Raw genomic sequence first — 12,182 nt, 5'->3', positions numbered from 1 at the left:
AGGTCGAAGGCTGCAATCTGTGAACGACTCAACCTGGGGAGCGCCGCCACCGAGCGCGGGGTACTGGGGTCCTCCCGACCAGGGGCCCGCCGGGGCCGGAGCGGCTCCTCCGCGTGCCGGCGGGGCGCCTGCCGGGCACGACGTCGGCGGCGATGTGTCGCAGACTCGGCCTATGCCCATTGTGTCCGACCCAGGTGACTCCGGCGGTCCGGAGGAGCGCCCGCGCTTCCGTGACGAGCCGGAGGGCCGCGGCGCCCAGGAGCCCGCACCCGCCCCTGCTCCCACGCCCGCTCCCGAGGGGGACAAGGGGAAGAAGAGGGCGGGCCGTGACCTGCGTGCGGCCATAGGGGTGGGCCTCGGCCTGGGCGTGGTGATCCTGGCCTCGCTGTTCCTCTACAAGCCGGTCTTCGTCGGCGTGATCGTCGTCGCCGTCGTGGTGGGCCTGTGGGAGCTGACGTCGCGGCTGAACGAGCGCAAGGGCATCCGCGCTCCCCTGGTGCCCCTGGCGGTCGGCGGTGCCGCCATGGTCGTCGCGGGCTATGTGCGGGGCGCGGAGGGCGCCTGGGTGGCCGTGGCGCTCACGGCCCTCGCGGTCCTGGTGTGGCGGATGACGGAGCCGCCCGCGGACTATCTGCGGGACGTGACGGCGGGTGTCTTCGCCGCGTTCTACGTGCCGTTCCTGGCGACGTTCGTCGCGCTGATGCTCGCGGCGGACGACGGGCCGTGGCGCGTGCTGACCTTCCTGATCCTGACGGTCGTCAGCGACACCGGCGCGTACGCGGTCGGCTGGCGCTTCGGCACGCACAAACTCGCCCCCCGCATCAGCCCCGGGAAGACCCGGGAGGGCCTGGCCGGGGCTGTGGCGTTCGCCATGGCGGCGGGGGCGCTGTGCACCCAGTTCATGATCGACGACGGGAGCTGGTGGCAGGGACTGCTGCTCGGGCTGGCCGTGGCGATCACCGCGACCCTGGGTGACCTGGGCGAATCGATGATGAAGCGGGACCTGGGCATCAAGGACATGGGCACGCTGCTGCCCGGCCACGGCGGGATCATGGACCGCCTCGACTCGCTGCTGCCGACGGCGCCCGTGGTGTGGCTGCTGTTCGTGGTCTTCGTCGGCGCGGGCTGATCCGCACTCCGGTTACGCTGGATGGGTCTGCTGCTTCTCTGCGGCGGGGTTCGCCCGGTCAGGTCTCCTGGCGCAGGCATCACCCAGCCGTCGTCCCCGCACCCGCAGGGCAGCCATCACGCGCCGCACTGAGGAGTACCAGCCCATGCCCGGGCCCGCCCCTGGAGAACTGACTTTCGTCGCCCCCCGCGGGGTCAAGAAGCCGCCGCGGCACCTTGCCGATCTCACACCCGAGGAGCGCCGCGAGGCCGTCGCCGCCGCCGGCGAGAAGCCGTTCCGCGCCAAGCAGCTCTCGCAGCACTATTTCGCGCGCCTGGCGCACGCCCCGGAGCAGTGGACGGACATCCCCGCGGCGGCCCGCGAGAAGCTCGCGGCCGAGCTGCTGCCCGAGCTGATGACCGTCGTGCGGCACATCACGTGCGACAACGACACGACCCGTAAGACGCTGTGGAAGCTGCACGACGGGACGCTCGTCGAGTCCGTGCTGATGCGCTATCCGGACCGGGCGACGATGTGCATCAGCTCGCAGGCGGGCTGCGGGATGAACTGCCCGTTCTGCGCCACCGGGCAGGCGGGCCTCGACAGGAACCTGTCGACGGCCGAGATCGTGCACCAGATCGTCGACGGGATGCGCGCCCTGCGCGACGGCGAGGTTCCCGGGGGCCCCGCGCGGATCTCGAACATCGTGTTCATGGGCATGGGCGAGCCCCTCGCCAACTACAAGCGGGTCGTCGGCGCCATCCGCCGGCTGACCGACCCCGAGCCCGACGGGCTGGGCATCTCGCAGCGGGGCATCACCGTCTCGACGGTGGGCCTTGTCCCGGCGATGCTGCGCTTCGCCGACGAGGGCTTCAAGTGCCGCCTCGCGGTCTCCCTGCACGCCCCCGACGACGAGCTGCGCGACACCCTCGTGCCGGTCAACACCCGGTGGAAGGTGAGCGAGGTCCTGGACGCCGCGTGGGAGTACGCGGCGAAGTCCGGCCGCCGCGTCTCCATCGAGTACGCGCTGATCCGCGACATCAACGACCAGGCGTGGCGAGCCGACCTGCTGGGCCGTCTCCTGAAGGGCAAGCGGGTCCATGTGAACCTGATCCCGCTCAACCCGACGCCCGGCTCGAAGTGGACCGCGTCCCGTCCGGAGGACGAGGCGGAGTTCGTACGGACGCTGGAGTCGCACGGTGTGCCCGTGACCGTACGGGACACTCGGGGCCAGGAGATCGACGGCGCGTGCGGCCAGCTCGCGGCGACCGAGCGCTGATCCCTGCTGGTCCCTGACTGATAGTGTTCGAACAGGGTCACGTCATGGTGGCCTGACAACCTCACAGCCGACAGGGGAGCGCTCACAGCGCTGAGAGTGCGGCCGTCCGTGCGCGGGACACAGCATCGCGTACGGCGCCGCAGACCCTCGAACCTCGCCCGGGTCATGCCGGGTAGGAAGTCGATGCACACGATGAACAAGCACGCGCGGCGCGCCGCTGCCGCCACGACCGCCGTCCTCACCCTCGCCCTCGTCGCCGCCGGCTGCGGCGGCTCGGGCGGCGGGAGCGACTCCAAGACCGTCACGCTGGTCACCCACGACTCCTTCGCCGCCTCCAAGAAGGTCCTCAAGGACTTCACGGAGAAGACCGGCTACAAGGTGAAGGTCCTGCGCGGCGGCGACGCCGGTTCGGCCGTCAGCCAGGCCGTCCTCAACAAGGACCATCCGCAAGGTGATGTCCTTTTCGGCGTGGACAACACCCTGCTGTCCCGCCCGCTCGACAAGGGCGTCTTCGCGCCCTACGAGGCGAAGGGGCTCGACAAGGTGCCCCAGGAGCACCAGCTCGACGCGGACAAGCACCGCGTGACCCCCGTCGACACGGGCGACATCTGCGTGAACTACGACCGCGCCTGGTTCGAGCGGAAGAAGCTCGCGCCGCCGCGCACCCTCGACGACCTGATCGAGCCCAAGTACAAGAACCTGCTCGTCACCGAGAACGTCGCCAGCTCCTCGCCCGGCCTCGGCTTCCTCCTCGCCACCGCCGACAAGTACGGCGACAAGGGCTGGCAGGGCTACTGGAAGAAGCTCCGCGCCAACGGCGTCGAGGTCGTCGACAGTTGGGAGCAGGCCTACGGCGACCGCTTCAGCGGCTCCCGCGACGGCAAGGGCAAGGGCGACCGCCCCCTCGTCGTCTCCTACGCCTCCAGCCCGCCCGTCGAGGTCCTCGGCAAGAAGCCGCAGCCGAAGCAGGCGCCGACCGGCATCGCCAAGGACACCTGCTTTAGGCAGACCGAGTTCGCCGGGCTGCTGAAGGGCGCCGAGAACGCCAAGGGCGGCAAGGCCCTGCTGGACTTCCTGGTCAGCAAGGAGTTCCAGGAGGACATGCCGCTCCAGATGTTCGTCAACCCCGTCCGGAAGGACGCGGCGCTGCCGGAGCTGTTCACCAAGTACGGCGAGAAGATCGACGACCCCGCCACCATGGCCCCGGACCGGATCGCCGAGAACCGTGAGCAGTGGATCAAGACATGGACCTCGCTCGTCGTGAAGTGAGCCGCGAAGCCGCCGCCCGGCCCCGGAGGAACGCCCGCGGCACCTGGACGCGGCTCGGGCTGATGGCCGTGCCCACCGTGTTCTTCGCGGTGCTCTTCGCGTGGCCCGTCGCCGCGATCGTCGGACGGGGGCTGCGCGAGGGAGGACGCTGGCACACCGCCCGCGTGGGGGAGGTCCTCACCGACCCCGACGTGCTGCACGTGCTGTGGTTCACGCTGTGGCAGGCGCTGGCCTCCACCGGGCTCACCCTCGCGCTGGCGCTGCCCGGCGCGTACGTGTTCGCGCGGCTCGACTTCCCCGGCAAGGGACTGCTGCGGGCCGTGATGACGGTCCCGTTCGTCCTGCCGACCGTCGTGGTCGGCTCGGCGTTCCTCGCCCTCGCCGGACGCGGGGGCGCCCTGGACGAGTGGTTCGGGGTGCGAATGGACACGAGCGTGTGGGCGATCCTCCTCGCGCATGTGTTCCTCAACTACGCCGTCGTGCTGCGCACCGTCGGCGGGCTGTGGGCGCAGCTCGACCCCCGCCAGGAGGAGGCGGCGCGGGTGCTGGGCGCCGGGCGGTTCGCCGCCTGGCGGCGGGTCACGCTGCCCGCGCTGGCGCCGTCGCTGGCCGCCGCCGCGCTGATCGTCTTCCTGTTCACGTTCACCAGCTTCGGCGTCATCCAGGTCCTCGGCGGGCCCCGCTTCACCACGCTGGAGGTGGAGATCTACCGGCAGACCGTCACCCTCCTCGACCTGCCGACGGCCGCCGTCCTCACCCTCCTCCAGTTCGCGTCCGTCGCCGCGCTGCTGGCCGTGCACGCCTGGTCGCTGCGGAAGCGGGAGACGACGCTCAGCCTCGTGCCGGCGCAGACCACCGCGCGGCGCCCGCGCGGGCCGTCCCAGTGGGCCGCGCTGTGGTCCGTGCTGGGGCTGACACTGCTGCTCGTCCTCGCGCCCCTCGCCGTCCTCGTCGAACGGGCGTTCAACGGTCCGGACGGGTACGGGCTGGCGTTCTTCCGCGCCCTGGGCGCCGAGTCGGACAGCGCCACGTTCGTCGTCGCGCCCGCCGCCGCCATCGGAAACTCCCTCGCCTACGCGGCCGTCGCGACGCTCATCGCGCTCGTCGTCGGCGGCCTGGCCGCCGCCGCGCTGACACGGCGCGCGGGACGGCTCGTGCGCGGGTTCGACGCGCTGCTGATGCTGCCGCTGGGAACCTCCGCCGTCACCGTCGGATTCGGGTTCCTCATCGCCCTGGACGAGCCGCCGCTGGACCTGCGCGAGTCCTGGATCCTCGTCCCCCTCGCGCAGGCGCTGGTCGGGGTGCCGTTCGTCGTACGGACCATGCTGCCCGTGCTGCGCGCCGTGGACGTACGGCTGCGCGAGGCCGCCGCCGTGCTCGGCGCCTCCCCGCTGCGGGCCTGGCGCGAGGTGGACCTGCCGCTCGTGCGGCGGGCGCTGTTGGTCGCGGCGGGCTTCGCGTTCGCCGTGTCGCTGGGCGAGTTCGGCGCGACCGTGTTCATCGCCCGCCCCGACGCGCCGACCCTGCCCGTCGCCGTCGCCCGCCTCCTGGGACGCCCCGGGGAGATGTACTACGGGCAGGCGATGGCGCTGAGCACCGTCCTGATGCTCGTGTGCGCGGGCACGCTGCTCGCGCTCGAACGCGTCCGTACCGACAGCCCAGGGGAGTTCTAGATGCTGCGACTGGACGGCGTCACCGTCCGCTTCGGCGACCGCGTGGCGCTGGACGCGGTCGGCCTGGACGTCGAGGAACACCACACCGTGTGCGTGCTGGGCCCGAGCGGCAGCGGCAAGTCCACCCTGCTGCGGGTCGTCGCCGGGCTCCAGGACGCCGACGCCGGACGGGTGCTCCTCTCCGGGAACGACCAGCGCGGCGTGCCGCCCCACAAGCGGGGCGTGGGCCTGATGTTCCAGGACCACCAGCTCTTCCCCCAGCACGACGTCGGCGGCAACGTCGCCTTCGGGCTGCGGATGCGCCGTACGGACAGGCGCGAGGCCGAGGACCGGGTGGCCGAACTCCTCGACCTCGTCGGGCTCCCCGGCGCCCAGCGCAGGGCCGTCGCCGCGCTCTCCGGGGGTGAGCAGCAGCGGGTCGCGCTCGCGCGGGCGCTCGCCCCGCAGCCCCGGCTGCTGATGCTGGACGAACCGCTGGGGCAGCTCGACCGCAGCCTGCGCGAACGGCTCGTCGTCGAACTGCGCGGCCTCTTCCACCGCCTGGGCACCACCGTGCTGGCCGTCACCCACGACCAGGGCGAGGCGTTCGCGCTCGCCGACCGCGTCGTCGTCATGAGCGAGGGCCGCGTCGCCCAGTCCGGGCCGCCCCTGGAGGTGTGGCAGCGGCCCGCCTCGGAGTTCGTCGCCCGCTTCCTCGGCTTCGACAACGTGGTGCCCGCCACCGTGCGCGGCGAGGTCGCCGACACGCCCTGGGGCAAGCTGCCCGTCCCCGCGGGCACGCCCGAGGACGCCGACCGGGTGCTGGTCCGGCCCACCGGCGTCCGCCTCGCCGCCCCCGAGGAGGGCCTGCGGTGCACGGTCGAGGCCCGCAGCTTCCGCGGCGGCAACGGGTCGTCCGTGACCGTGCTGCTCCGCCCCGGCGACGGGGACGGGCCGCCCCTGGAGGCCGCCTGCACCCTGCGGGACGCGCCGGAGGAGGGCGACGAGGTCGGCGCGGTCTTCGACCCGCGCGACGTGGTCCCGCTCGCCGCCTGAGACGCTCCCCGTACGCCCGTACGCCCGTACGCCCGTACGCCCGTACGCCCGTACGCCCGTACGCCCGTGAGGGCTTCCGTACGTGAGGGCTCCCCGTCCGTCCGCGTGACCACAGCAGGACGCGCTCCAGCAGCCGGGTCTCCTCGCCGAGACGGGCCAGCCACTCCGAGCCGTAGTCCTGCACCGTGCGCGGCATCCGCAGCAGTTCGGTGCGGCCGTTCACCCGCGCCAGCAGCCCCTGCGACGTGAGCCCGTCCAGGGCCAGCCGGATCGACTCGGGCGACAACTGCTCGTCCGCGCACACCTTCTCCGCCGCGACGCGCGTGAACGTGCCGCCGAACGCGCTCAGCCGCGCCCACAGCAGCCGCTCCTGCGCCCGGCACAGCTCGTGGCTCCAGCCGTGGCAGTGGCGCAGCGTGCGGTGCCTCCCGGGCACCTCGGCGCCGTCGCCGGACAGGCCGAGCGACGAGCCGCCCTCGGACAGCCGCACCAGCAGCTCGCGGGGGGTGTGCGAGGTGAGCTGGCCCGCCGCCAGGCCGATCGCGAGGGGAAGGCAGTCCAGCCGCAGGCAGATCCGGCCCGCCGTGATCTTGTCCTCCTCGCTGGAGCCCAGGGTCACGCCGAGCTGTCCGGCGCGCAGCGCCAGCAGCTCCACCGCGTCCTCCAGCCGCAGCGGCCCCATCGGCAGCACCCTCTCGCCCTCGGTGCCGAGTCTGCGCCGCGACGTCACCAGGGCTCTCACGCCCGAGGAGAGGGCCAGGAGCTGGCCCAGCCCGCTGGCCGAAGGGGCGAGCAGGTGCTCGCAGTTGTCGATGACCAGCAGCATCTCCTGCTCGCCCGCCGTACGGGCGAGGGCCTGGAACATCTGCTCGGTGCTGCCCAGGCCGGACATGTCGACGGCCACGACCGTGGCGCCGCTCCGCGCCGTCCGGTGGGCCGCCTCCGCGACCAGCGCGCTCTTGCCGACGCCGCCCAGGCCGACCACGGTCACCAGTCGTGACCGTTTCAGCAGCCGGGACAGTTCGGCGGACTCCCAGCTCCGGCCGACGAGATCAGGGCTGTCGCTCTGTGGTGCCCCGTCCTCGCGGTCGAAGATGCCTGCCATGAACACTGCCGCCTCCGCACAACGAGTTCCGACGAGTGCCCAGCGTCGTCCCGCGCGTGGTGTCCCGGCATCGGTCATGGCGGACGTAGGTATACGGAAATCCCCGGACCCGTCCGGACAGGTCCTAGGTATGGCCGGTGGGAGTGCCCGACTCGGTGCGCGCGGGCTGCTCGTCGAGGAGCGCGGCGATCTGTGCCCGTGAGGAGAAGCCCAGCTTGGACAGGATGTGCTCGATGTGCGCGTCGGCCGTCCGTTTGGAGACCACCAGCCGCTCGGCGATCTCCCTGTTCGACAGGCCCTCCGCGACGAGTCCGGCCACCTCCCGCTCGCGGCGGGTGAGGGCCGCCGTGCCGGTGCGGCTGTCCTGGCCGTCCCGCCCGTCCGTACGGCCCGGCCGGACGGCCCGGCGCGGCCCGTCCTCGCCCGGCTGGCGGGGCACGGCCGTCAGGCTGTCCGCGTCGTCCGAACCGAACAGGACCGCCTGCTCCAGGGTGAGCCGGCCGCCCTGCCGGACCGTACGGGTGAACACGTCGTCGCCGAGGCCTTCGCGGACGGCCTCGGCCACCGAGTCGCACAGGAGCTGGAGGGTGGCGATACCGCCGAACGTGGAGTCCCCGGCCGCGTGCCACTGCGTCATCATCGCCCCGTACAGCCAGGCCGCGCGGCGGTGGCGGCCCTGCTGCTGCGCGACCCACGCCAGGAGACTGAGGCTGTAGGCGACACCGACGACGTCGCCCAGCTCGCCCTTGAGGGTGAGGGCGCGGCGCGCGGCGGCGGCGCACGCGTCGCGCTCGCCGCGCAGGATGTGCCCGAACCCCTTGACCAGATACAGATAGCCCTGGTTCCAGTGCTCCTTGCTGGCCGGGCCCAGCAGGCGCAGGCCCTCCTCGGAGGCGGCCACCGCCTCGTCGGGGCGGGCCGCGAGAGCGTAGGCGAAGCCCTTCGCGTAGCAGGCCATCACGCGGGTCAGCCGGTCACCGGTCCGGCTCAGGAAGGCGACGGCCTCGTCGGTCATGGTCAGGGCCAGATCGTGCTCCCCGCCGTAGTTGCGGGCGGCTCCCTCGAAGCCGACAGCCCAGGCGGTCAGCAGCGGGTCGTCCAGCTCCACCGCCAGCTCGTGCGCCTCCCGCAGCGGGGCGAGCGCCGCCTCCCAGGAGCCCTGCATGATGCTGAACAGCCCGTACCAGGTGAGAGTCTTGGCCCGGTCGGAGGCGGTCCCGGGGGAGCGGGGGGTGAGGGTGAGCGCCTTGTCCATCCAGTACCGCGCCTCGGTGAGGAGGCCGCCGCACGCCCAGTACGTCCACATGGACGCGGTGAGCGCCAGGGGGCCCGGCGGTCCGGACCCCGCCGCGCCGCCCGTACGGACACCTCTGCCCCTGCCGTCCTCCGCTCCGGCGACCGCGTACTCCAGCGCGGCCCGCAGATTGTCGCGGTCGGCGGCCAGGGCCAGGTGGAGCGGCAACTGCTCGTCCGTGGCGAAGTGTTCCTCGAAGTGGCGCAGGCGGCGGTGGCAGTGCGCGACCAGACGGTCCCGGCAGGCCTCCGTCTCGCCGATCGACTCCAGCCACTCGGCACCGTACTCACGGATGGTGTCCAGCAGCCGGTAGCGGGTCTGACCGTCCTGCTCGATACGGAGAACGACCGACTTGTCGACAAGACTGATCAGATGCTGCACGACCTCGCCCGCGGGAAGCTCGGAGTCCGTGCAGATCTGCTCGACGGCGTCCAGGTCGAAGGCGCCGGAGAACACCGACAGCCGCGCCCACAGCAGCCGTTCGGGCGGCGTGCACAGCTCGTGGCTCCAGCCGATGGTGGTGCGCAGCGTCTGATGGCGGCTCAGCGTCGTCAGCCGCCCGCCTGCCAGCAGCGCGAACGTGTCGCCCAGCCGCTCCGCCAACTCGTCCAGCGGCAGCGCGCGCAGCCGCACCGCCGCCAGCTCGATCGCCAGCGGAATGCCGTCCAGGCGGCGGCAGAGCGCCATCGCCGACGCCCTGTTCGCCTCCGTCAGCGTGAAGCCCGGGACGACCGCCGCGGCGCGCTCGGCGAACAGCGTCAGCGCGTCCCCGGGCCGCGCCTCGCGCCGCGCGGCACCGGAGGCGGGCGCGTCCGCCTCGGCGCAGGGCAGCGGCGGAACGGACAGCACGTGCTCGCCCGGCACGTCCAGGGGCTGTCTGCTCGTCGCGAGCACCGTCAGCCCCGGGGCCTCCGGCAGCAGCAGATCGGCCAGCAGCGCGCACGCGTCGAGCACGTGCTCGCAGGTGTCCAGGATCAGCAGCAGCTCACGGTCGGCGAGATACTCCACCACCGCGTCGATCTGCGGCCGCGCGGCCTGCTCGGGCAGGTCCAGCGCGGAGGCGACCGTGTGCGGCAGCAGCTCGGGATCCTTCAGGCCGGACAGCTCGACGAGCCGCACCCCGTCCGGATACGCGGTGTGGCGCGAGCGGGCCGTCTGGAGGGCGAGACGGGTCTTGCCGACCCCGCCGGGCCCGGTGAGCGTGACCAGCCGGGCGGTGCCGAGCATGCGGCGCAGCTCCTCCAGCTCCGTCGCGCGCCCCACGAAACTGGTGACCTCCGCGGGGAGCTGCCCGCTCCGCCGCCCGCTGAACCTGAATGGCACGTCTACCGCCCTCCTGGCCCGATCCACGGTCTCCTGCCACAGGGTACGTGTTTCACTACGTGCGGTAAGGGGGTGTTGACCCAGGCGCCCCGAACCGGTCCACCGCCCGTCATCAGCCGACAGGCAGCGGTGCCAGGCGCGCCATCACCCAGACGAGGAGTGCGAGGGCGCACAGCAGCGTCCCGGCGCGCGCCAGTGCGACCCTCCGCAGCAGCGCGCGCGGCGCGCCCAGCCCCGCCAGCACGGCCGTGCCGTGCGCGCGGGACGCCCGTACCCCGGCCAGGGACGTCAGGGCGCCGACCGCCACGCAGCACAGCACCACCGCGGCGCCCAGCGCCGTCAGCGCGCCCGGCGGGCCCGGCAGCCCGGGGAGGCCCGGCAGGGCGGTACGCCCGGCCGCCGAGCCGTGCGCCCAGGCCGCCGCCAGCCCCGCCGAGGCGACGGCGCACAGCACGCCCAACGGGCGCCCCACACGCGGCGCTTCGCGCTGGAGCCCGCGCCCCGCCAGCAGCCGTACGGCGCCCGGGCGCCCGGCGGCCAGCAGCCGTCCCGTGACGTGCACCAGGCCGGGGCCCGCCGCCACCAGGCCGAGCGCGGCCAGCGCCCAGCCGCCGGGCGGCGAGACGGTGACCCCGAGCGCCGCCCCGCAGGACGCCAGCAGACAGCCGCCCAGCAGGGAGGCGCGGGGCCCGGGGACGTGCGCCGGGCCGCTCTCGCTCTCCGCGCCGCCCTCGAAACGCGCGGTGACCGTGCGCGGCTCCCGGCCGGGCCGGGTCGCCCACGCCGCGGCCAGCGCCGCCGCCAGCGGCACGACGCACAGCAGCGTCACCCCCGCGGGCAGGGGCAGCGGTTCGGAGGGCGCCGGCAGCCGTACGGCCGTACCGGGCAGCACGGGCCCGCGCGGATCCTCGCGGGGGAGCGTGACCGTGAGCAGCACCAGGACGCTGCCCAGCGCGGCGGTGAGCGCCGCAGAGGCGGCGGCCAGCAGCGGCAGCCGCGCGGCCCCCAGCCCCGCCGCGTCCAGCGCGCCACGGGTCGTGCCGCTGGTGTCCGTACGGGCCAGCGCCCCGGCCAGGCCCGCCGTGACGGCCAGCGGAACCAGGCACCACAGCAGCCGTGCGGCGGACTCGGCGGTGTGGCCGCGGTGGGTGTGGGCGTGGGCGAGCGTGGCCAGCAGCAGCGCGCTGACGCCCGCGGAGGCGGCAAGGAGCGGGAGCCTGCGCAGCAGCGCGAACGGGCGCGCGCCGCGGGCTAGACGGAGAGCGAGCACGCCGACTGGCCCTCCGCTTCCTGGCCGTGCGCGGGCCGCGTGGTCACCCGGCGGCCGTCGGCCAGGGTGACGGCGCGGTCGGCGAGCGTCGCGCCCGCCTCGTCCGTGGTGAGGTCCTGCGCGGTCACCGTCAGGTCGTGGGTCGCCAGGACCACGGTGATGCCGTGCGAACGGGCCGCCGCGCTCAGGGTGCGCAGCACCTGCGCCCGGTCCGGCTGGTGCAGCGGCGCGGTCGGCTCGTCCGCGAAGAGCACGTCGGGGGAGTGGACCAGCGCGCGGGCCACGGCCACCCGCTGCCGCTGGGCCTGCGAGAGCACGGCGGGGCGCCTGCGGGCGCAGCCGCCGACGTCGAGACGGTCGAGCCATTCACGGGCGGCCGTGCGCGCCGCGCGGTGCCCGTCGCCGCGCAGCAGGAGGGGCAGCGCCGCGTTCTCCCACGCCGTCAGCTCGGGGACGAGACGGGGGCTGCTGTCGATCCAGCCGAAGCGGTCCAGCCGGAGCCGTTCGCGCGAGGCGGGGCCCAGGGTGTGCACGGGCACGCCGTCGAACCAGACCTCGCCGGAGGAGGGCACGGCCTGCCCGGACAGGCAGCGCAGCAGCGTGCTCTTGCCGCTGCCGCGCGCCCCGGTGACGGCGAGGATCCCGCCCTCCCGGACGCCGAGGGAGACGCCTTGGAGGGCGGGCGAGTCGCCGTAGCCGTAGTGCAGTTCGCGTGCCCAGAGCACCTCGTTGTCGGGTGGGGCGGCCATGGGGGATACCTCCGCTTGTTCGTGCGCCGATGTGCCCGTCCCCCTGTTGGGTGAACGAGGGGAGGGCACAGCGGTCA

The 12,182-nt window shown here is 73.8% G+C and carries 9 protein-coding genes; 6 read left to right on the top strand and 3 right to left on the bottom strand.

All coding sequences use genetic code 11. The annotated features are described in order from the left end of the window. Positions 1-19 precede the first annotated feature (19 nt). The 6 genes from ABD343_RS39500 to ABD343_RS39475 all read left to right on the top strand — a co-directional run bounded on the left by ABD343_RS39500 (position 20) and on the right by ABD343_RS39475 (position 7,364). Positions 20-1,129 carry a phosphatidate cytidylyltransferase gene (locus ABD343_RS39500; protein WP_344535598.1) on the top strand — a complete coding sequence of 370 codons (1,110 nt, stop codon included), beginning with the start codon at positions 20-22 and terminating at the stop codon, positions 1,127-1,129. Positions 1,130-1,274: 145 nt separating this feature from the next. Beyond that, on the top strand, positions 1,275-2,387 hold the full coding sequence (gene rlmN, locus ABD343_RS39495; protein WP_344535597.1) for a dual-specificity RNA methyltransferase RlmN: 1,113 nt from the start codon (positions 1,275-1,277) through the stop codon (positions 2,385-2,387). Positions 2,388-2,579: 192 nt separating this feature from the next. Beyond that, on the top strand, positions 2,580-3,656 hold the full coding sequence (locus ABD343_RS39490; RefSeq protein WP_344535633.1) for a thiamine ABC transporter substrate-binding protein: 1,077 nt from the start codon (positions 2,580-2,582) through the stop codon (positions 3,654-3,656). Next, a complete protein-coding gene (locus ABD343_RS39485; RefSeq protein ID WP_344535596.1) occupies positions 3,632-5,329 on the top strand; it encodes an ABC transporter permease in 1,698 nt (565 codons plus the stop codon). The genes ABD343_RS39490 and ABD343_RS39485 overlap by 25 nt, the downstream gene beginning before the upstream one ends. Continuing rightward, positions 5,330-6,364, top strand: coding sequence for an ABC transporter ATP-binding protein (locus tag ABD343_RS39480; protein ID WP_344535594.1), 1,035 nt, complete (start codon positions 5,330-5,332; stop codon positions 6,362-6,364). It begins immediately after the preceding gene. A gap of 796 nt (positions 6,365-7,160) precedes the next feature. Then, positions 7,161-7,364: a hypothetical protein gene (locus tag ABD343_RS39475; RefSeq protein WP_344535593.1), complete on the top strand. Its 204-nt coding sequence runs from the start codon at positions 7,161-7,163 to the stop codon at positions 7,362-7,364. A gap of 229 nt (positions 7,365-7,593) precedes the next feature. On the opposite strand, the gene ABD343_RS39470 is transcribed toward ABD343_RS39475, so the two are convergent. The 3 genes from ABD343_RS39470 to ABD343_RS39460 all read right to left on the bottom strand — a co-directional run bounded on the left by ABD343_RS39470 (position 7,594) and on the right by ABD343_RS39460 (position 12,105). Beyond that, positions 7,594-10,086 carry a helix-turn-helix transcriptional regulator gene (locus ABD343_RS39470; protein ID WP_344535591.1) on the bottom strand — a complete coding sequence of 831 codons (2,493 nt, stop codon included), beginning with the start codon at positions 10,084-10,086 and terminating at the stop codon, positions 7,594-7,596. 112 nt (positions 10,087-10,198) lie between these two features. Beyond that, positions 10,199-11,356 carry a hypothetical protein gene (locus ABD343_RS39465; RefSeq protein WP_344535590.1) on the bottom strand — a complete coding sequence of 386 codons (1,158 nt, stop codon included), beginning with the start codon at positions 11,354-11,356 and terminating at the stop codon, positions 10,199-10,201. Further along, positions 11,338-12,105: an ABC transporter ATP-binding protein gene (locus tag ABD343_RS39460; protein ID WP_344535588.1), complete on the bottom strand. Its 768-nt coding sequence runs from the start codon at positions 12,103-12,105 to the stop codon at positions 11,338-11,340. The genes ABD343_RS39465 and ABD343_RS39460 overlap by 19 nt, the downstream gene beginning before the upstream one ends. Positions 12,106-12,182: the final 77 nt, after the last annotated feature.

This window comes from Streptomyces albiaxialis (assembly GCF_039530985.1).
GTDB classification, from domain to species: domain Bacteria; phylum Actinomycetota; class Actinomycetes; order Streptomycetales; family Streptomycetaceae; genus Streptomyces; species Streptomyces albiaxialis.
The sequence above is the reverse complement of the archived record's forward strand: the minus strand, read 5'-3'. Positions and strand labels throughout refer to the sequence as shown.

What these genes read in the sequence shown, in the direction of transcription:
- ABD343_RS39485 (WP_344535596.1), top strand. Translation starts at nt 3,632, where the DNA reads ATGGACCTCGCTCGTCGTGAAGTGAGCCGCGAAGCCGCCGCCCGGCCC.
- ABD343_RS39490 (WP_344535633.1), top strand. Translation starts at nt 2,580, where the DNA reads ATGAACAAGCACGCGCGGCGCGCCGCTGCCGCCACGACCGCCGTCCTC.
- rlmN (WP_344535597.1), top strand. Translation starts at nt 1,275, where the DNA reads ATGCCCGGGCCCGCCCCTGGAGAACTGACTTTCGTCGCCCCCCGCGGG.
- ABD343_RS39480 (WP_344535594.1), top strand. Translation starts at nt 5,330, where the DNA reads ATGCTGCGACTGGACGGCGTCACCGTCCGCTTCGGCGACCGCGTGGCG.
- ABD343_RS39460 (WP_344535588.1), bottom strand. Translation starts at nt 12,105, where the DNA reads ATGGCCGCCCCACCCGACAACGAGGTGCTCTGGGCACGCGAACTGCAC.